Annotated in this window: 16 protein-coding genes; 7 read left to right on the forward strand and 9 right to left on the reverse strand. The window is 70.1% G+C overall.

Annotation, left to right across the window (positions count from 1 at the left end; genetic code table 11):
• Positions 1 to 7: 7 nt before the first annotated feature.
• Positions 8 to 1,207 carry a hypothetical protein gene (locus IE246_RS13040; RefSeq protein ID WP_189990215.1) on the forward strand — a complete coding sequence of 400 codons (1,200 nt, stop codon included), beginning with the start codon at positions 8 to 10 and terminating at the stop codon, positions 1,205 to 1,207.
• Between the two features lie 117 nt (positions 1,208 to 1,324).
• On the opposite strand, the gene IE246_RS13045 is transcribed toward IE246_RS13040, so the two are convergent.
• The 5 genes from IE246_RS13045 to IE246_RS13065 form a co-directional block, all read right to left on the reverse strand.
• Positions 1,325 to 1,537 (reverse strand): hypothetical protein, encoded by a 213-nt coding sequence (locus IE246_RS13045; RefSeq protein WP_189990217.1) that lies wholly within the window; start codon positions 1,535 to 1,537, stop codon positions 1,325 to 1,327.
• Between the two features lie 93 nt (positions 1,538 to 1,630).
• Complete coding sequence (locus tag IE246_RS13050; protein WP_189990219.1) at positions 1,631 to 3,775, reverse strand: dipeptide ABC transporter ATP-binding protein; 2,145 nt, start codon at positions 3,773 to 3,775, stop codon at positions 1,631 to 1,633.
• A 10-nt stretch (positions 3,776 to 3,785) separates the two neighbouring features.
• Complete coding sequence (locus IE246_RS13055; protein WP_189990221.1) at positions 3,786 to 4,682, reverse strand: ABC transporter permease; 897 nt, start codon at positions 4,680 to 4,682, stop codon at positions 3,786 to 3,788.
• Positions 4,683 to 4,692: 10 nt separating this feature from the next.
• A complete protein-coding gene (locus IE246_RS13060) occupies positions 4,693 to 5,625 on the reverse strand; it encodes an ABC transporter permease (RefSeq protein WP_189990223.1) in 933 nt (310 codons plus the stop codon).
• A gap of 143 nt (positions 5,626 to 5,768) precedes the next feature.
• Positions 5,769 to 7,466, reverse strand: coding sequence for an ABC transporter substrate-binding protein (locus IE246_RS13065; protein WP_189990225.1), 1,698 nt, complete (start codon positions 7,464 to 7,466; stop codon positions 5,769 to 5,771).
• Positions 7,467 to 7,827: 361 nt separating this feature from the next.
• On the opposite strand from IE246_RS13065, the gene IE246_RS13070 reads away from it, so the two are divergent.
• The 6 genes from IE246_RS13070 to IE246_RS13095 are packed head-to-tail and all read left to right on the forward strand — an operon-like array spanning position 7,828 to position 13,748.
• Complete coding sequence (locus IE246_RS13070) at positions 7,828 to 8,841, forward strand: iron-containing alcohol dehydrogenase (RefSeq protein WP_189990227.1); 1,014 nt, start codon at positions 7,828 to 7,830, stop codon at positions 8,839 to 8,841.
• Entirely contained in the window at positions 8,838 to 9,353 is a 516-nt protein-coding gene (locus IE246_RS13075; RefSeq protein WP_189990229.1) for a GNAT family N-acetyltransferase, read from the forward strand. The genes IE246_RS13070 and IE246_RS13075 overlap by 4 nt, the downstream gene beginning before the upstream one ends.
• Positions 9,350 to 10,357 (forward strand): phosphotransferase family protein, encoded by a 1,008-nt coding sequence (locus IE246_RS13080; protein ID WP_189990231.1) that lies wholly within the window; start codon positions 9,350 to 9,352, stop codon positions 10,355 to 10,357. The genes IE246_RS13075 and IE246_RS13080 overlap by 4 nt, the downstream gene beginning before the upstream one ends.
• Positions 10,354 to 11,649, forward strand: coding sequence for a phosphopyruvate hydratase (eno, locus tag IE246_RS13085; RefSeq protein WP_189990233.1), 1,296 nt, complete (start codon positions 10,354 to 10,356; stop codon positions 11,647 to 11,649). Before IE246_RS13080 ends, eno begins: the two co-directional genes overlap by 4 nt.
• Positions 11,646 to 12,593, forward strand: coding sequence for a 2-hydroxyacid dehydrogenase (locus IE246_RS13090; RefSeq protein ID WP_189990236.1), 948 nt, complete (start codon positions 11,646 to 11,648; stop codon positions 12,591 to 12,593). Before eno ends, IE246_RS13090 begins: the two co-directional genes overlap by 4 nt.
• 15 nt (positions 12,594 to 12,608) lie before the next feature.
• Positions 12,609 to 13,748, forward strand: coding sequence for an alanine racemase (locus IE246_RS13095; protein ID WP_189990238.1), 1,140 nt, complete (start codon positions 12,609 to 12,611; stop codon positions 13,746 to 13,748).
• Between the two features lie 12 nt (positions 13,749 to 13,760).
• Here IE246_RS13095 and IE246_RS13100 read toward each other — a convergent pair whose 3' ends face one another.
• The 4 genes from IE246_RS13100 to IE246_RS13115 form a co-directional block, all read right to left on the reverse strand.
• Entirely contained in the window at positions 13,761 to 15,488 is a 1,728-nt protein-coding gene (locus IE246_RS13100) for a tetratricopeptide repeat-containing sulfotransferase family protein (protein WP_189990240.1), read from the reverse strand.
• 128 nt (positions 15,489 to 15,616) lie between these two features.
• The gene (locus IE246_RS13105; RefSeq protein WP_189990242.1) at positions 15,617 to 16,903 is read right to left on the reverse strand and encodes a pentapeptide repeat-containing protein; all 1,287 of its coding nucleotides are present in this window, start codon (positions 16,901 to 16,903) and stop codon (positions 15,617 to 15,619) included.
• A 9-nt stretch (positions 16,904 to 16,912) separates the two neighbouring features.
• The gene (locus tag IE246_RS13110; protein ID WP_189990245.1) at positions 16,913 to 17,239 is read right to left on the reverse strand and encodes a hypothetical protein; all 327 of its coding nucleotides are present in this window, start codon (positions 17,237 to 17,239) and stop codon (positions 16,913 to 16,915) included.
• 213 nt (positions 17,240 to 17,452) lie between these two features.
• Positions 17,453 to 18,688: a pentapeptide repeat-containing protein gene (locus tag IE246_RS13115; RefSeq protein WP_189990247.1), complete on the reverse strand. Its 1,236-nt coding sequence runs from the start codon at positions 18,686 to 18,688 to the stop codon at positions 17,453 to 17,455.
• Positions 18,689 to 18,817 lie beyond the last annotated feature (129 nt).

Consider the following 18,817-nt stretch of genomic DNA (forward strand, 5'->3'; position numbering starts at 1 on the left):
GCCCACCGTGACCGAACCCGCCAAGCTCCTCCGCCGCACCCGCCGCCTCGATGCCAACGATCCTGCCGTGCGCGAATCGTTCGAGCGCCTTTTCTACCGGGGCTTCGCGCATGTGACCCACAACCGCCTCATCCGCACCCTTTGGGACTGGGATATTCCCGGCGAGCGCCTGCGCACCCGCGTGCCCTACGAGGACCAGGCACTCTGGGGCCGTTTCACCAACGATCGGTTCGACGCTGGGGCCGCGGTGAACGTCCGGCTCAACCAGCTGCAGAGCGGCGCCTTCGGCTTCACCATGCCGCTGGAACTCACCCCGCAGGCGGCCCAGGGCCGTGTCTGCGAGTTCATGGCGTTCTTTGTGGTGGACGACAACTCCCTCTCCGGCCTGTTCGCCTTCTGGAACGATGTCTTCGAGGCGCTCCGCGAGGAGGGCTTCACCCACACCGTCGGCACGACCGCCCCCAAGATTCTCCCCCTCTACCGGCGGATCGGAGCCATCCCGATCGACGAGGCGGTCATCGAGGGGGAGACCCGCTATTTCATCCATTTCGACCTTTCCCGCACCAGCCGCTGGATGAAACGCGAAGCCAGTTCCCTGGCCGCGCCGGAACTTTCCGAGCCCGTGTATCTCGTCTCACCCACCCCGGCTCCCGGCGAGGCCCTGGCCTTGGTCGACCAGGAACTGGGCGTGCAACTGGCCCGTCTCCTGGTCGTACTCAACATCGCCCGCGGTGAGAGTGACGAGGGGTATTCCCTCGGTGTCCGCACCCGGTGCGCGGCCAGGATCCGGCAGTTGCTCCAGAAATACCTGGCCCACATCGCCGCCGCGTCCAAGACCCCCGAACAAACCGCTGCCGTCGTTCGGCGGGAAAGACAGCTGGTGGCCTTCGACGCCCTGACGGAATCCGTTCACGGCTTCGCCTCCCTCGCCTGCGCCCACCCCGGCCGCATGACCGATACTCTGATCGAATCCCTCGACGTCCTGCTCCTGACGGCGCTGCGCGCCTGGGACCAAGAGGAAGGTGAGCAGGAGACGTTGGTGGCCGTCACCAGGGAGGACCGCGCCCCGATGCTGGCCAAGCTCCGGGAGAACGCCCGGCGCGAGGCTCTCGGGGCGCCTTCAGAAGCCGTCCTGGCCGAACTGGCCGACCACTTCGCCCAGGCCGTGCGCGTGCTGCACCGCCTGTTCGGAAGCGACCCGCTCTGAAGGAGCATGCCGCTGGCTGGATGCGGAAAGGGCGCGCCGCGATCAGCGGTGCGCCCTTCTCGTCTGTGTCGGTGCAGGGAACGGGTAACGGGTGTCCGATGCCGCCCCGAAGCGCTGTCAGGCGAAGATGTCGACCGTCTGGCCGCGGTTCGGGTCGATCGGAGCCGCCGCACTGCTCGACGCCGCGCCCTGGGCGCCCTCGGCGACCTGCGCAGCGCCTTCCAGGAGCTTCGAGAAGCCGGCCCCGAGCGTCCGGACCTGCTCGTTCTGGGCCCGCACCCCGGCGACGGTGTGCGAGCTGAGCGTGGTGCCGATGCCGTCAATGGCCATAAATTTCCTCCGTGCGTCGGATGGTCGAGTAGCACCTTACGGCCGACTGGTGAACATCCCGTTAACGGCCGTCGATCGTCGCTGCGGCCCCGTTCACTCGCCCGCCGCGCTCCCGGTTGTCGCGCTCCCGGCCCCTGGGCCGGCCGGCGATCCGGTCTCTGCCACGCTGAAGAACACCGGTTCCACCGCCTGCAGGCTTTCCAGCGGGATGTGACAGGCGATCCGATGGGTGTCGCTGTCAACCAGGACCGGCGGGCGCTCGGTCTCGCAGATCGCGCCCAGCTTGCGCGGGCAGCGGGTCTCGAACGGGCACCCCTTCGGCGGGTTGAGCACGCTCGGCAGGTTGCCTTCCAGCACGATCTTGCGCTTGTCGACCGAGGTGTCGGCGATCGGCACCGCCGACAGCAGCGCCTCGGTGTACGGGTGATAGGGCGGCGCGAACACCTCCTCGGTGGTGCCCTGCTCCATGATCTGGCCGAGATACATGACCACGATGCGGTCGGCGAGGTAGCGGACCACCGACAGGTCGTGGCTGATGAACAGCAGCGTGGTGCCGTGCTCGCGCTGGATCTCCATGAGCAGTTCGGTGACCGCCGCCTGCACCGACACGTCGAGCGCCGAGACCGGCTCGTCGGCGATCACCATGGCCGGGTTGCCGGCGAACGCCCGGGCCACGCCGACCCGCTGCTTCTGGCCGCCCGAGAGCTGGCGCGGCCGGCGGAAGTAGAAGTCGCGCGGCAGCTTGACCATGTCGAGCAGCCGCATCACCCGCTCGTGCACCTTGTCGGGGTCGGTCTCGACCCCGAACTTGCGGATCACCCGGCCGATCTGGCCGCCGACCGTCATCGACGGGTTCAGGGTATCGTTCGGATTCTGGAACACCATCTGCAGCGACGCCACCTGCTCGCGCGGCCGTTGCTGGACTTCGGTGCTCTCGATCTCGTCGCCCTTGAAGGTGATGGTGCCTTCGGTGGCGGTCTCCAGCCCCATCAGGACCTTGGCGAAGGTCGACTTGCCGCATCCGGACTCGCCGACGATCGCGACGATCTCCGCCTCGCGGGCGTCGAACGACAGGGTCTCGTTGGCCTTGACGTACTTCACGCCCTCGCCCGACAGCATGGCCTTGATCGAGCGGTCGTACAGCTCGTAGTACTTGCGCATGCCGTCGACCACCAGCACCGGCTCGCCGGGCTCGATCGGATCGTTGACCTGGCCGGCGCCGAGCGGCGCGTCCCAGTCGATCTCCTCGAAGCGGGCGCAGCGGGTCTGGTGCGGGCTCTTCTCCCCTGGAACGTCGCGCATCTCGATCGCGTTCGGGCCGCAGACACCGTCCCGGAAGTACTCGCAGCGCGGCCCGAAGTTGCAGCCTTCCGGGCGCTGGTGCGGCAGCGGCAGCTGCCCCGGGATCGCCACCAGCGGCCGGTCGTTCTTGTTGGCGCTGGGCAGCGGGATCGCGCCGAACAGCCCGCGCGTGTAGGGGTGGCGCATCCTGGTGAAGACGTCGCCGATGGTGCCGGTCTCGACCGCCTCGCCGGAGTACATCACGCAGATCCGGTCGCAGGTCTCGCGCACCAGCCCGAGGTTGTGGCTGATGAACACCTGGGCGGTCCCGAACTTCCCGGCGATCTCGGCGATCAGCTCGATGATGCCGGCTTCGACCGTGACGTCGAGCGCGGTCGTCGGCTCGTCGAGCAGCAGCAGGGCGGGCTTGGACAGCAGCGCCATGGCGATCACCACGCGCTGCTGCTGACCGCCGGAGATCTGGTGCGGATAGGCCGCCATCACCCTGTCCGGGTCCGGCAGCTTGACGTCGGCCAGCATCTGCCGAGAGCGGTCGTAGGCCTCCTGCTCGGACACCGCTTCGTGGATTAGCGGCACTTCCATGAGCTGGGCGCCGATGGTCAACGCGGGATTGAGGGCGGCCATCGGCTCCTGGTAGATCATCGCCACCTCGGAGCCGCGCATCCGGCGCAGCTCCTCGTCCGACAGGTGGGTGATGTCGCGGCCCTTGAACTTGATGGAGCCGCCGACGATGCCGCCGTTGGAACCGAGATAGCGCATGATCGCCATGGCGACGGTCGACTTGCCGCAGCCCGACTCGCCGACGAGCCCGACGCTTTCGCCCGCATGGACGGTCAGGTTGAAGTCCTTCACCGCCGGGATCTCGCCGGCCCGGGTGAAGTAGGAGATGCACAGGTTCTCGATCTCCAGGACCGGCGGGCGGGCGTCTTCCGTCATCGCTGCCTCCTCAATCCCGGATCGAGATCTCGCGCAGGCCGTCGGCCAGCAGGTTGAGCCCCAGCACCAGCGACGAGATCGCCAGGCAGGGGTACACGATCATGTGCGGAAAGGCCGGGGCCAGGGCCCGGTTCTCGTTGACCATGCCGCCCCAGTCCGGATCCGGCGGCGGCAGGCCGAGTCCGAGGAAGCCGAGGGTGCCGATGGTGATGGTCACGTAGCCGAGCCGCAGGCAGGCGTCGACGATCAGCGGGCCGCGGGCGTTCGGCAGGATCTCCACGAACATGATGTAGAGTGGGCTCTCGCCGCGGGTCTGCGCGGCCGCCACGTAGTCGCGGTTGCGCAGGTCCAGGGTCAGGCCGCGCACGATGCGCATGATCCCGGGGGCGGAGGCGAAGATGATCGCCAGCACGATGTTCAGCCCCGAGGCGCCGAAGGTCGAGATCACGATCACGTACAGCACGAAGATCGGGAACGACAGCACGATGTCCGACACCCGCGACAGGATCGAATCCCACCAGCCCCGGAAGTAGCCGGCGGCCAGTCCCATGACGATGCCGACCGCGTAGGCGCAGGCGGTGGCGATCGGCCCGTAGATCAGCACCCGGCGGCCGCCATAGATGATCCGCGAAAGGATGTCGCGGCCGATCTTGTCGGTGCCGAGCCAGAACACCTTGCCGGTGGTCGGGTCGATCGCGCCGGGCTTCTGGAACGGCAGGATCGTCGAGTTCGGGTCGAACGGCGAGATCAGCGGGGCGAGGATCGCGGCCAGGGCCCAGGCGATCACGATGCCGGCCCCGACCATCCCGACCGGGCTCTCGCGCAGCAGGGCGACGCTCTTGAGGAACCGGGCCAGGGCGGACTGGCGCCGAGGCAGCGGGACGGCGGCTTCCGTGCTTGCGACCATCGCGCGCTCCTCAGCTGAACCGGATGCGCGGGTTCAGGTACATGTACCCGATGTCCGCCAGGGTCTGGGTGCCGACGGCGACCAGCACCGCCACCATGGTGCACGCCTCGATGACGAAGATGTCCTTGTTCAGGGCGGCTTCCAGCAGCAGCGAGCCGAAGCCCTTGTAGGCGAACAGGTACTCGATGACGATCACGCCCGAGAGCAGCCAGTTGATCTGCAGCATGATCACCGTGAACGGCGCGATCAGGGCATTGCGCAGCGCATGCTTCATGATCACCTGGCGCTGCGGCACGCCCTTGAGGACCGCGGTCCGGATGTAGTGGGTCTGCATCACCTCGGCCATCGACGCCCGGGTCATGCGGGTGATGTAGCCGAAGCCGTACATGACCAGCGCCGCCACCGGCAGCACCATCTGGGCGATGTCGAACCCGCCGACCATGTTGCTGACACCCGGCAGCCAGCCTAGCCACAGCACGAAGATCCCGACCAGGAACACGCCCGAGGCGAACTCCGGAACCGAGGTCGTGGCGATCGAGAATACCGAGATCGTGCGGTCCTGGACCGAGCCTTCCTTCATGCCGGACAGCACGCCCAGCAGCAGCGCCAGCGGGACCATGACCAGCAGCACCCCGAGGCCGAGCAGGGCGGTGTTGCCGAGGCGCGGCAGCAGGATCTCGGAGACCGGCACCTTGAAGCGGGTCGACATCCCGAAGTCGCCGATCATGAAGTCGCCCAGCCAGCGCGCGTAACGGACCGGCAGCGGGTCGAGATACCCGTTGGCCTCCATCCAGATCTGGCGCTGCTCGTCGTTGGAATACGGCCCCAGCACCTTCTGCGCCACGTTCCCCGGATCGAGCTCCAGCACGAGGAACACCAGGATGGACACCACCAGCATGGTGAACACCAGGTATCCCAGTCGCTTGGCGAGAAAGATCAGCATCGCTCGGTTCGCCTCCCGTGCCGCGCCGGCGGCCATTGGACCGCCGGCACGCCCCCCTCGGTGGCGCGCACCCTTGGCGCGCGATCGTCGCTACGAAGACCAGCGGGCGGCGCCATCACACCGCCCGCCGGTTCGCGGCCGGCTTACGCGTCCAGCCAGACCTTGTGCCACTGATGGTACAGGGTCGGGTGCGTGACGTAGCCCTTCACCTTGTCGGTGGCGGCGGAGAACACCGACCGCCAGATCGGTTGCACCATGATCGCGTCGTCCTGAAGGATCCTCTCGACCTTCTCCATCGCAGCCTTGCGCTTGGTGACGTCGAGGATCGCACTGGCCACGTCGAGAGCCTTGTCGAACTCCGGATTGGCGTAGCTGGCCTCGTTCCACGGCACCCCGGAGCGATAGGCGAGGTTCAGCACCATCACGCCGAGCGGCCGGTGGGTCCAGGACGTCATGCCGAACGGCGTGGTCGTCCAGATGCCCCAGTAGGTGGCCGCCGGGACCGGGTTGAGCTCCAGGTTGATGCCGGCCGGTGCGCACTGCTCCTTGAAGGCCTGCATCGCCGCCAGCTCCCAGGCGCCGGAAGTCTGGCCGAAATCGATCTTCAGGGTGATGCCGTCCGGGTAGCCGGCCTCCGCGAGCAGCTTCTTGGCGGCCGCCGGGTCGTACTTCGGGAACGGCAGCTTGAAGTACTCGGGATGAATCGGCGACACGTGGTGGTGCTCGGCCGGCTGCCCGCGACCGCGATAGGCGATCTTCAGGATCTCCGGGGTGTTCATGCAGAGCTGGACGGCCTTGCGTACCTTGATGTCGTCGAACGGCTTCTCGGTGACCTTCATGCGGCCGATCGCGGTCTGGGCGGTCGCCGCCTCGTATACCTTCACGCCCGGCAGGGCGTCGTAGACGTCGAGCTGGCTGACGTCGACCTCGTAGATGCCGTCGACCTGGCCGGAGGCGATCGCCGCGATCTGCGCCGAGGAGTCCTCACCGAGATCGATGTACTGGATCTCGTCGAGATACACTTCGCCGCCCCAGTACGGGTCCTTCCGCTTCTTCAGGACGGCAAGGCTGCCGACCGTGAACTCGGCGAGTTCGTAGGGGCCCGTGCCGATCGGGTTCTTCGACAGGTTTGCGCCCATCTCGCCGAACTTCCGGTGCACGATGGCGGTCGGGTAGTTGTACAGGTTCTCGGGGATCGACAGCACCGGCGAGTTCAGGTGCAGGCGGACGGTGTGGCTGTCGACCTTCTCGACCGCGCCCTCGGTCATCCGCTTGGACATGACGGGCTTGCCGTCCTTGTCCTTCTTGCCGGTGTCGACCTCCTCGACCATCGCCGAGAACAGGCCGACGTTGGACGAGCCGGTCTTCGGATCCAGCCAGCGGGTGAAGTTGTAGACCACGTCGTCGGCGTTGAACTCGTCGCCGTTGTTCCACTTCACGCCCTTGCGGAGCTTCAGCTCCCAGGTCTTCAGGTCCTCGGAGGCCGACCAGCTCTCGGCGAGATACGGGCGGGTGACGTTGTCCGGCCCGGTGATGGTCAGATACTCGAGGATGTGGCGCGCCACGTTCGACTTCTCGGTCCAGTCGAAGGTCGCCGGATCGGTCATCTCCTGGACCTTCATGGCGAACTTGAAGGTGCCGCCGGCCTTGCCCTGGGCGCGCGCCGGCGCGGTCAGCCCCTGGCCGAGGATCTCGCCCGCCATCGCGTAGGCGGACCCGGCCGACACGCCGAGCAGCGTAATCGTGCGCAGGAACTCGCGACGATCGACCTCACCTCGTCGGAGCTGTTCCCTCAGCTCGGGAATGTAGGGATGATTGGCCCCCGACTTGCGCTTGTCCATGATCTGCTCCCGTCTCTCGTTCGTTGTCGTTGTCCGCGCGGCACGGTTTCCAGGAATGCAATCCCAGACGGCTCAGACACTACCGAGTGATGGTCCAGACGCGCTTTTTATCGATCTTGCTTGGCGTCTACAGTCGTCCCCGGCGTCTTCCCCCCGCGCCGTACGCGGAGCGACGAACGCATCGTGTGCCCGCCGCTACCTGCCGGCAAAATCATTGGTCGCCGCTCCGGAGATGTCAAATTGTTATGGTAAACACTCGGTCCTCCGCCTGCCGCAGGCCGTTGCAGATGCGGCAACACAGCAGGGGTCGATCGGGCTCGAAACCGCTCGGCATTCTTGTCGTGGACAGGACGACTTCGCGATGACGGCCTGTGGATATCTATGGGGGCTGCCCGCGCCGACACGGCGCGTACCCGCGGCGATTTCGGCGATTGCGGAATGGTGCCGCGACCGGCGGATCGGGCGACCGATGCTGGTCGGTGGCCGGTCGCTCGGAACCCCGCCGGCCGGCCTGGACGTGGTGCACGGCCTGGAGGCCGAGGGCCTCGCGGTCTGGGCGTTCGACCGGGCGACCGGCCCGTCCGTGGCGACCGTCGCCGAGGCGGTGGCCGGCTATGGCTTCGAGGGTTGCGACGCGGTGGTCGCGATCGGTGGCGGCGTCGCCCTGGACGTCGCAAAGGCGGCCGCGCTGATGGTCGCCCAGCGTAGCCCCTACCGGGCACTGGCGGACCGGCCGGGCGCCGGCGGCGACCCGGTGGTGGCCTCGGGGATCCCGGCGCTGCTGATGGTGCCGGCGACCCCGGCGGCGGCGCTCGCGGTCGGTGCGGTTGCCTGGATCGCCGACGAGACCGGTGCGGCGCGCCCGGTCCGGCATCCGGCGCTGCGCCCGGCCGAGGCGATCCTGGCCGGCGACCGGATCGACGCGGTCCCGGACGACGCCTTCGCCCGGTCGGCTGCGGTCGCCGCCCTGATCGCCGTCGACGCCGGGGCTGCCGAGGTCGATATCGCCGGGCTGCTGGCGTCCGGCGGCGACCGGGTGGCGGCGATGGAGCGCGCGCTGCGACTGTCGGCCGTTGTCGAGGCTGCGGGCGGACCGCGGCGGCGGCTCGCGTTGACCGCGGCGGTCGCGGGCGGCGCCGACTTCGCGGGGACACTGGCGGCACTGACCCCGACGGCCGACCGGCTGGACGCCGCCCGGGCCCGGCTGTCCGGCACGGGGGCGGCGGAGGCGACCCTGGACGCTCGCACGGTGCGGGCGGCCCGGGAGGCCTGCGGACCGGCTGACGCGGCCGAGCTGGATCGTGTACTGAACGGTATCGGTCTGGATTTCAACGAGGCGCCGCGACGGCGCGGGCGGCGGGGGCGAACGGCATGAGCGCGGGTGTGCGGATACGCGGTGTGGCGGCCGACGACCTTGCGGCGCTGGTGCCGCTGAACAACGCCGCGGTTCCGGCGGTCAATGCCCTGGAGCGGCACGACCTCGAGCGGTTCGCGGCGACCGTGCCGCACTTCCGCGTCGCGGTGCGGGACGACAACCCCGTCGGGATGATGATCGCCCTGGGGCCCGGAGTCGACTACGGCAGCCCGAACTACCGGTGGTTCGAGCAGCGTTACGACGCCTTCCTGTACGTCGACCGGATCGTGGTCGATTCCGCGCTGCGGTCGGCCGGCATCGGCGCCGCGCTGTACGACGACCTGGCGGCGGCGGCCGGTGCCGCCGGCGTGCCGCGGCTGGCCTGCGAGGTCAACCTGCGGCCGGCCAACGACCGCTCGATCCGGTTTCACGAGCGCCTGGGATTCCGCGGCGTCGGCACCCAGGACACCGAGAACGGCGCCAAGACGGTGCAGCTCATGATCCGGGAGCTCGAGAACGGGGGTGCGGCATGACGGGGGATCTGCCGCGCGAGGTCCTGGACGCCGTCCGGCGGATGCGGCTGGTCGGACCCGACGAGACCCCGCAGACCGAGGCGCTGAGCGGCGGGGTCGCGTCCGACATCTGGCGGATCGACGCGGCCGGCGGGCCATTCTGCGTGAAGCGGGCGCTCGCCCGACTCAAGGTCGCGGCCGACTGGCGCGCCCCGGTCGAGCGCAACGTCTACGAGGTGGCGTGGTTCCGGGTCGCCGGCGCGCTCGTGCCGGAGGCGGTGCCGGCGATCCTCGGTCACGACGCGACGGCCGGGCTGTTCGCCATGGCGTGGCTGGAGCCGTCGCGGCACCGGCTGTGGAAGGCAGACCTGCTGGCCGGTGTCGTCGACCCGGCGGTCGCCTGGGCGGTCGGCGACCGGCTCGGGCGGATCCATGCCGGCAGCGCCGCCCGGCCCGAACTGGCGGTCGAGTTCGCCACCGATGCGATCTTCCACGCGATCCGCTTGGAGCCCTATCTGGAGGCGGCGGCGCGGGCCCACCCGGACCGGGCCGAGATCCTGCACGCGCTGGTGGCCCGCACGGCGGCGACCAGGCGCTGTCTGGTGCATGGCGACGTCAGCCCGAAGAACATCCAGGTCGGGCCGCACGGCCCCATCCTGCTGGACGCCGAGTGCGCCTGGTGGGGCGACCCGGCCTTCGACGTGGCGTTCTGCCTCAACCACCTGCTGCTGAAGGCCCTGCACGTGAAGCGGGCCGCCGCCGACCTGCTGGAATCGTTCGATCGCTTGTGGGCCGGCTACCGGGCGCGGGTGGACTGGGAGCCGGCGGACGCCGTCGAGGCCCGCATCGCCACGCTGCTGCCGGGGCTGTTCCTGGCCCGGGTGGACGGCAAGTCGCCGGTCGAGTACCTGACCGACGAGGCGGAGCGTGCGCGGGTCCGGGGCAAGGCCAGGGAGTGGCTGGCCGAGCCGGTGGAACGTTTGGCGGCACTTCGGGACGACTGGACCAGGGAGATCGCAGGGTGAGCGACCGCATCGAGAGAGTGATCGGCAGGCGGGTCTGGGACAGCCGTGGCCGGCCGACCGTCGAGGTCGAGATCCGCTGTGCCGGCGGCGCCGTCGGCCGGGCGATCGCGCCGGCCGGCGCCTCGACCGGATCGGCCGAGGCCCTGGACAAGCGCGACGGTGGGACGGCGTTCGGCGGCCGCGACGTGCGGGCCGCGGTGGCGGCGGTCAACGGGCCGATCGCCGAGACCCTGGTCGGCCGCGACGCTTCGGCCCAGGAGGAGCTGGACCGCGTGCTGATCGCGCTGGATGGCAGCCCGGACAAGTCCCGCCTCGGCGGCAACGCGCTGGTCGCCACCTCGATGGCGCTGGCGCACGCCGCCGCCGCCGCGCGCGGCCTGCCGCTGTGGCGCTACCTGGCCGGCGACGAGCCCGGGCCGCTGCCGCTGCCGGAGATCCAGATCCTCGGCGGCGGTGCCCATGCCGCGCGCCGGGTCGACGTGCAGGACTTCATGGTGGTCGCGGTCGGCGCCCCCGACTACCCGACCGCGCTCGACTGGACCGCCGAGGTGTACCGGGCGGCGGGCGAACTGCTGGCCGATGCCGGCCGGCTGCAGGGGGTGGCCGACGAGGGCGGCTGGTGGCCGGCGTTCGACGGCAACGAGGACGCCCTCGACCTGCTGCTGCGGGCGATCGAGCGGTCCGGCCGCAAGCCGGGCGACGAGGTCGCCATCGCCCTCGACATCGCCGCCTCGGATTTCGGCCGCGACGGCCGCTACCGGCTGGCGCGCGACGGCCGGGAGATCGACTCCGACGGCCTCGCCGAGATGCTGCTGGGCTGGCTGGAGCGTTATCCGGTGGTGTCGATCGAGGACCCGCTGGCCGAGGACGACCTGGCCGGTGTCGCGGCGTTCACCCGGGCGGCGCCGGCCGGCGTGCAGATCGTCGGCGATGATCTGGTCACCACCAACGCCGCGCGGATCGCCGCGGCGGCCGCGGCCGGGGCCGGCAACACCGCACTGATCAAGCCGAACCAGATCGGCACCCTGACCGAGACCCGGGCCGCCCTCGCGGCGGCCGATGCGGCCGGCTGGGGCGCCATCGTGTCGGCCCGGTCCGGCGAGACCGAGGACGTTACGATCGTGCACCTCGCGGTCGGCTGGGCGATCCCCCAGCTCAAGGTCGGGTCGTTCGCCCGGTCCGAGCGCATGGCCAAGTGGAACGAGGGGCTGCGGCTGGCCGAGGAGGTGCCGGGCGGAGTCGCGCTGCCGCCGCGCTCGCGCTTCCCCTGGGGCCGGGCGGTGGCGTCATGAAGGTCATCTACCACTACGGCGTCGGCCCCTGGCTGGCCGCCCGGCTGGAGGCGCTGGCGGCCGAGCACGATCTGGAGATCGCCGCCTGCGCCGAGGACGACGATGCCCGGCTGGCCGAACTGCTGCCGGACACCGACGTGCTGCTGCACAACCTTCGGCCGGTCACCGCCGAGCATATCGCGGCCGCCCCGCGGCTGAAGCTGGTCCAGAAGCTCGGGGTCGGGGTCAACACCATCGACCTGGAGGCCGCCCGCGCGCGCGGCGTGGCGGTCTGCAACATGCCGGGCTCCAACAGCCGGGCGGTCATGGAGATGACGCTGCTGCTGATGCTGTCCTGCCTGCGTCGGCTGCCGGTGTTCGACGCCCGCACCCGGCGCGGCGAGGGCTGGGGCTGGCCGGCCGAGATGCAGGACACGCTCGGCGAGCTGGCCGGCCGTACCGTCGGCCTCGCCGGCTACGGGTCGGTGCCGCGGCTGCTGGCGCCGGTGCTGGAGGCGATGGGCGCGCGCGTCGTCTACTGCTGCCGGTCCGAGAAGGCCGACGCGGTCGGCACCTGGGTCGACAAGCCGACGCTGCTGGCCGAGTCCGACATCCTGTCGCTGCACATGCCGCTGACCGAGGACACGCGGCACTGGCTAGACCGCGAGGCGATCGCCGCGATGAAGCCGGGCGCGATCGTCGTCAACACCGCGCGCGGCGGGCTGATAGCCGAGGACGCGATGGTGGCGGCGCTGACCAGCGGGCATCTCATGGGGGCCGGGCTCGACGTGTTCGCCGAGGAGCCGACGCCGCGCGACAACCCGCTGCTGGCGATCGACCGGGTGGTGGTCGCCCCGCATGTGGCGTTCTTCACGCTCGGCACGCTGGAACGCGGCCTGGCGGTCGTGATCGACAATATCGCCCGGCTGCGCGACGGGCGCGAGCTGGTGCATCGCGTGGTCTGAGGACAGGAAACCGACATGCTGATCAAGGATCTGCCGACCCCGCACCTGGTGCTGGACCGGCGCAAGCTGGAGAGCAACCAGGCGCGCATGCGGGCGCGTGCCGCCGAGCTGGGGGTCCGGCTGCGGCCGCACGGCAAGACCGCGAAATCGGCCGAGGTGGTACGCCGGGCGGTCGGCGACGGCCCGCTGGCGGTGACGGTGTCGACCCTGCGCGAGGCGCACTACTTCGCGGAGAACGGCATCCGCGACATCGTCCACGCCAACTGCATCGCCCCCAACCGGCTGCCCGAGGCGGCGGCGCTGCTGCGCGACGGCGTCGACCTGGCGATCACCATCGACAGCCCGGACGTGGCGGCCGAGGTGGTGCGGGTCGGGCGCGGGCAGGGTGTGCGGTTCGCGGTCATGCTGGAGGTCGACGTCGGCGAGCACCGCGGCGGCGTCGCCCCGGGGTCCGAGGCGCTGCTTGCCGCCGCCCGGATCCTCCACGAAGGCGGCATGGAGGTGCGCGGCGTTCTGGCCCATGCCGGCCACACCTACGGCTGCACCGATGCCGACGCGGTGGCGGTGATCGCCGAGGCCGAGCGCGCCGGCGCGGTGAGCGCGGCCGAGCGGATCCGGGCGACCGGCATCCCGTGCCGCGAGGTCAGCGTCGGCTCGACCCCGGGCGCGCTGTTCGCCCGCCACCTGGAGGGGGTGACCGAGTTCCGGCCGGGCGTGTACATGTTCATGGACCTGTTCCAGGCCGGCGTCGGCTGCTGCGGGCTCGACGACATCGCGCTGAGCGTGCTGTCCAGCGTGATCAACCACCGCACGACCGAGGGCACCGCCCATATCGACGCCGGCGGGCTGGCGCTGTCGAAGGACCGGTCGACGGCGTCGCAGCCGACCGACCGCCACTTCGGCCTGGTCACCGACGTCGCCGGGTCGCCGTTCCCCAACCTCACGGTCGAGGCGGTACACCAGGAGCACGGGCGGCTGGGTGGACCCGGCGGCGTTCCGTTTGCGGTGCTGCCGATCGGCGCGCGGGTCCGGGTGCTGCCGAACCACGCCTGCATGACCGCCGCCATGTACGAGCGCTATGCGGTGGTCGACGGGACGGAGCTGGGCGAGGAGCAGCCGGTGGTCGAGTTCTGGGATCGCGTCAACGGCTGGTAGCGGCGGCCGCGGTCAACCTTCCTCGCGGTAGCCGAATTCGTCGATGAACGGGTCCAGCCGGTCCATGAACGGCTCGAGGTGGGCGCGGTACCGGTGCCACCGGCCACGGGCCCGCTTGTAGATCGGCTCCGTCACCTGGCGGAAGCTCGGGGTCCGGATCAGGCCGCGCGACCTGGCGTGCTCGAGATGGCCGAGCACCCGGTCGTCCCACTCCAGCCCCAGGAAGGCGACCGTCCGGCGGGCATGGCCTTCGACGTCCTCGATCAGGTCCTCGTAGCGCACCGCGACGTGGTCGGGCGACAGCGCGTGGCGGGCCCGCAGCCAGACCCGCATGACCAGGGCATACAGGCGCGTCGCCGAATCCAGGTCGACGAAGTTCGCCATCGACGGGTTGAGCCGGAACGGCTGCATGAAGCAGCTCAGGCAGACGTCGCACGGGTGGCGCAGCGACAGCACGATCCGGGCGTTCGGGTACATCCGCAGGATCAGCCCGGTCAGCGCGATGTTGAGCGGCATCTTGTCGATTACCATCGCCGGCGCGTCGGGGCCGGCGTAGCGCTCGCGGAGTGCCGAGTACGTCGCCCGCAGCTCGCCGATCTGGGGCTCGGTCAGGTCGGCGAGGCGCTCCGGCAGGGTCGCGTGCGGGCGCGCGAGCCGGTTCGCCACCGCGGACAGGATCGGCAGTTCCTCGAGCACGCGGACCTCGGGATGCGCGTCCAGGACCTGGTCGAGCAGCGTCGTGCCGGACCGCGGGAAGCCGACCATGAAGACCGGCGGCGGGTCGACCGGCCGGGCCGGCCGCCAGCGTCGCACGTAGGACGCGGCCAGCGCCTGGGCGTGCGCCCGGACCTCGGCGACATAGGCGGCCGCGTTGGCCGTACCGGGGGCCGCGCGGGCGAGCGCCAGCGCGTTTCCCCGGGTGAAGTGGGCGAAAGCGGCGTCGGTCTCGCCTAGCCGGTCGTGCAGGGCCCCGAGCTCGAACTCGACGACGTCGCGCTTGATCTCGCCGAGCAGCCGGTCCGGCAGCGCGGCCAAGCCCTGCAGGGCGGCCTCGATCCGCCCGGTCCGGCGGTGGACGAAGGCCAGGACGATTGCGGCGTCGTGGTCGCGGCGGTCGACGGCAAGGGCGCGTCGGGCGGCCGCCTCGGCACCCGCCAGATTGGACAGCAGCTCCTCGGCGATGGCGATGCGGCGCCAGGTCAGCAGCGCCGCCGGCTGCAGGATGGCCGCCCGCCGGAGCTCGGCGCGACTGGCCGCGACCTGCCCATTGTTGCGCAGGATCACGGCGAGGTTCATCCGCACCTCGACCAGGCTGGGATCGGCGGCCAGCGCCTGCCGGGCGCAGCGCTCCGCCGGTCCGGTTCGGTCCTGCAGCTGATAGCTCGACGCGAGCTGTCCCATCGCCCGGGCCTCGGCCGGGTTGGTCAAGGCTGCCATCGCGAGCGCCCGGTGGCGGGCGGCGGGGGTTCCGGCGAGGTCGATGAACAGCAGCAACCGGGTCGTGGCGCCGTCCTCCGGGGCGAGCGTCAGGGCCCGCTTCAGGGCGACGGCGGCGGCCGGGCGCGTGCCGTACTGTGCGCTTGCCGCGGCCAGCTGTCGCCAGCCTGCTGGGGCGGCGGGATGGCGTCCGGCAATGGTGCGGTAGGTTTCGATCGCGCTGGCATGTTCGCCGGCCTGCGTCAGTCGGCCGGCGAGCGCCAGCAGCCTCATGGTCTCTTCGACGTGCCCGGTGCTCGACATGGCGACGTCCGGTTAGTGCGGGCTGTCCGGGGTGGCGCGCGGTACCGGCCGGCTCGGCGGGACGCGAGGCGGTTGCCGCAGGCTCGACGCCCGGTTCGCCGCCGTTGACGCGGTGCCGGGCAGGCGGGTCACCGCATGGACGCCTGTGCGAGCTGCTGCTCGGTGATGCGGGCACCGTCGAGGTCGGTACCCCGGAGTTGCGCGCGCGTCAGGCGGGCCCCGGTCAGATCGGCGCCCTTCAGGTTGGCGCCGGACAGCCGGGCGCCGGTCAGGTCGACATCCACGAGGATCGCGCCCGACAGGTTGGCGACCCAGAGGCGGCCGGTCGGCTGGCCGTCGGCCCCCTTCAGCTCGACCGAGGTCAGATCGACGCCGGCGAGCCGGGCGCCGGTCAGGTCGGCGCCGGTCAGGTTGACGCCGGCCAGTTCGGCGTCGCGCAGGTCGGCGCCGTTGAGGCGGGCGCCGGACAGGTCCGACATCACCAGGCTGGTCCGGCGCATCACCGCCCCCGTCAGCACCGCCTCGCGCAGGTCGGCACCGGACAGGTTGACGTCCGAGATGTCGATGTTGCTGAGATCGGTCTTGGCGAGCTGGGCCCGCGAACCGCCGCGTCCCTGCTCGCGGATCCAGACCGCGTGCTCTTGCAGGATGTCCCGCATCGAGCGCGACAGCCCGCGGCCGTCGCCGGCGCTGAGGTTGGCGCCGGCGAGGTCGGCCGAGGACAGGTCGACGTTCTCCAGCACGGCGCCGTGCAGGTCGGACTTCTGGAACTGGGTCCGGTGGATCAGCGCGCCGGTCAGGTTGGCGCCGGCGAGGTTGGCACCGACGATACGGGCGCTGGAGAGGTTGGCGCCCGACAGGTCGGCGCCCTGCAGATTGGCCCCCTCCAGGTTCACGCCGGACAGGTTGGCGCCGCACAGCAGCGTCTTCTCGAGTGTCGCGCCGATCATGCTCGAATGCGACAGGTCGGTGCCTGACAGGTTGGCGCCGCCCATGTCGGCCTCGTCCATGTCCGACTGGCCGATGTTGGCACGGATGATGGTGGCGGGGGCGGCCGGGTTGCCGCTGATCAGCGCGCCGCCGCGCAGGTCGGCTTCCTTCAGGTTGGCGTGGGCGAGGTTGGCGCCGCGCATGAAGGCGCCGCGCAGGTCGGCGCGGATCAGCAGCGCGCGGTTGAGGTCGGCGCCGTCCAGGTTGGCGCAGAACATGTCGGAATAGGACAGGTCGGCGCCGGTGAGAATGGCGCGTGCCAGATAGGCGCCGGACAGCTTGGCGGACTGCAGGTTGACCTGGGCGAGGTTGAAGTCGGCGAGGTTGCAGCCCGACAGGTTCGCCCGGCTGCCGCCGGACTTGCGCTGAAGCCAACGCTCATGGCTCGCGATGATGTCCAGGATCTGTTCGGGGGTCATGGTCATGACGACACGTCAACCCCACCCATCGACGATGACGCGGTAGATCTTCGTCGGTCGCGGGTCGTCCGCGTAGTAGTGCTCGTCGATGCGGAGAGACAGGGACAGTTCCTCGCAGTAGTTCCGCAGTCGTTCGAACCCGCCGGTCCTCTCGATATCCTCCAGCGTGATTCCCTGGTCGCCGGCGTTCGTGGACTTCAACGGCTCGCCGGTCTCGTCGGTCAGGTAGTAAATCACGAAACCGCCACCGGCCGGACCGACTTTGGTGTCGGCATAGCGGGCAACGTCATCCGCAACCCGCGTCATCAGCCGCTCCAGTTGGTCGCTGATGGTCGAGAGCATTCGGCCGCGTGCGTCGTTCGAAGGTGCTGACAAGCCGGCGTTCATCGCTAACGGTTTCACGACCCGGACAGAGTGCCCGGATGAACAGCCTTGTCATAGCCTTAAGGGCCAAAGGTTAAAAGGATGTTTCGGTATTCGATCGGCGAACCTGCGGTATCCGATCGGCGGGCCGACGCCTGAACCGCCTTGCGCGCCCCCCGGAAACCGTGCGGATCAGGCGGTCGCGGCCTCGTTGTTCACCGCGGCATCCAGCTGTTCGATGTCGACGATCGAATCGGTGAGATTGCAGCCGGTGATGTCGGCGCCGGTCAGATCGGCGCCGGTGAGATCGCAATGCGACAGGTTGGCGCCGCGCAGGTTGGCGCCGCGCAGCTTGGCGTCGTTGAGCTTGGCACCCGACAGGTTCGCGGGCCACAGGCGCCCGGTCTGCCTGCCCTTGCTGTCCTTGAGGTTGACCGGGCCGATCACCGCCTCCTCGAGATTGGCGCCGGTCAGGTTGGCGCCCGACAGGTTGACGCCCTCGAGCAGCGACTTGGAGAGATTGGCGCCCTCCAGGTTGCACTTGGCGAGGTCGGACATGACCATCAGGACCTCGGAGAGGTTGGCGCCCGACATGTTGGAGCCGTGCAGGTCGGCCCCCGACAGGTTTACGCCCGGGATGTCGATGAAGGTGAGGTCGGTGTTGACCAGCACCGCGCGGTTGCCGAGGCGGCCGTCCTCGCGGATCCAGACGTAGTGGTTGTTCAGGGTGTCGCGGATGTCCGGCGGCAGCGAGTCCTCGCTGCGCACCATGTTGGCGCCGGTCAGGTTCGCCGAGGCCATGTCGCAGCCGTCGATGGTCGCGCCGGCGAGATTGGCGTGCTTGAAGATGGTGTTGTCGATGATCGCGTTCTTCAGGTTGACGTCCTGAAGGTTGGCGCCGGTGAAGTCGGTGTCCGCCAGGATGCAGTTCGAGAGATCGGCGCCCTCGAGGTTGGCGTTGCGCAGGTTGACGCTGGACAGGTTGGCCCCGGTCAGGGTCGCGCCGGCAAGGTTGGCGTTCGCCATCGCGGAGTTCGACAGGTCGGCGCCGCGCTCGTTGCGGGTCGGGGCCTCGCGGCTGCCGTCCTCGTTGTCGCTGCCGAACATCAGCGTGCCGCCGCGGAAGTCGGCGCCGCGGAGGTTTGCGCCGTTGAAGTTGACGTTGCGGATGTTGGCGCCGCGCAGGTCGGCGTTCTCGAAGCTGGCGCCCTTGGCGTCGGCGCCGTCGAGGATCGCGCAGAACAGGTCGGTGTGGCTGAGGTCGGTGCGGATCAGGATCGAGCGGGACAGGTCGGCACCCGACATCTTGGCGCCGCGAAGCCGGGCGCCCTCCAGCGAGAAGCCGGCGAGGTTCTGCCGGGCCAGGTTGGCGCGCACGCCGCCCCGGCCCTTGGCGAGCCATGCCTCGTGTTCCTGTAGAACGCTCACAAACTGCTGCGGCGTCATGCCGGCGCCCCCGAGATCCCTTGACGAACCTGTACAGGCTTCCCCAACCCTGTCCTAGAAAATGTTAACATATTCTCCCCGTCGCGCGACGGTGCGCGTGACACGCGCACC

Origin of the sequence: Thalassobaculum fulvum (genome assembly GCF_014652915.1) — a bacterium.
GTDB lineage: Bacteria > Pseudomonadota > Alphaproteobacteria > Thalassobaculales > Thalassobaculaceae > Thalassobaculum_A > Thalassobaculum_A fulvum.

What these genes read in the sequence shown, in the direction of transcription:
- IE246_RS13045 (WP_189990217.1), bottom strand. Translation starts at nt 1,537, where the DNA reads ATGGCCATTGACGGCATCGGCACCACGCTCAGCTCGCACACCGTCGCC.
- IE246_RS13050 (WP_189990219.1), bottom strand. Translation starts at nt 3,775, where the DNA reads ATGACGGAAGACGCCCGCCCGCCGGTCCTGGAGATCGAGAACCTGTGC.
- IE246_RS13055 (WP_189990221.1), bottom strand. Translation starts at nt 4,682, where the DNA reads ATGGTCGCAAGCACGGAAGCCGCCGTCCCGCTGCCTCGGCGCCAGTCC.
- IE246_RS13060 (WP_189990223.1), bottom strand. Translation starts at nt 5,625, where the DNA reads ATGCTGATCTTTCTCGCCAAGCGACTGGGATACCTGGTGTTCACCATG.
- IE246_RS13065 (WP_189990225.1), bottom strand. Translation starts at nt 7,466, where the DNA reads ATGGACAAGCGCAAGTCGGGGGCCAATCATCCCTACATTCCCGAGCTG.
- IE246_RS13070 (WP_189990227.1), top strand. Translation starts at nt 7,828, where the DNA reads ATGACGGCCTGTGGATATCTATGGGGGCTGCCCGCGCCGACACGGCGC.
- IE246_RS13075 (WP_189990229.1), top strand. Translation starts at nt 8,838, where the DNA reads ATGAGCGCGGGTGTGCGGATACGCGGTGTGGCGGCCGACGACCTTGCG.
- IE246_RS13080 (WP_189990231.1), top strand. Translation starts at nt 9,350, where the DNA reads ATGACGGGGGATCTGCCGCGCGAGGTCCTGGACGCCGTCCGGCGGATG.
- IE246_RS13090 (WP_189990236.1), top strand. Translation starts at nt 11,646, where the DNA reads ATGAAGGTCATCTACCACTACGGCGTCGGCCCCTGGCTGGCCGCCCGG.
- IE246_RS13095 (WP_189990238.1), top strand. Translation starts at nt 12,609, where the DNA reads ATGCTGATCAAGGATCTGCCGACCCCGCACCTGGTGCTGGACCGGCGC.
- IE246_RS13100 (WP_189990240.1), bottom strand. Translation starts at nt 15,488, where the DNA reads ATGTCGAGCACCGGGCACGTCGAAGAGACCATGAGGCTGCTGGCGCTC.
- IE246_RS13105 (WP_189990242.1), bottom strand. Translation starts at nt 16,903, where the DNA reads ATGACCATGACCCCCGAACAGATCCTGGACATCATCGCGAGCCATGAG.
- IE246_RS13110 (WP_189990245.1), bottom strand. Translation starts at nt 17,239, where the DNA reads ATGCTCTCGACCATCAGCGACCAACTGGAGCGGCTGATGACGCGGGTT.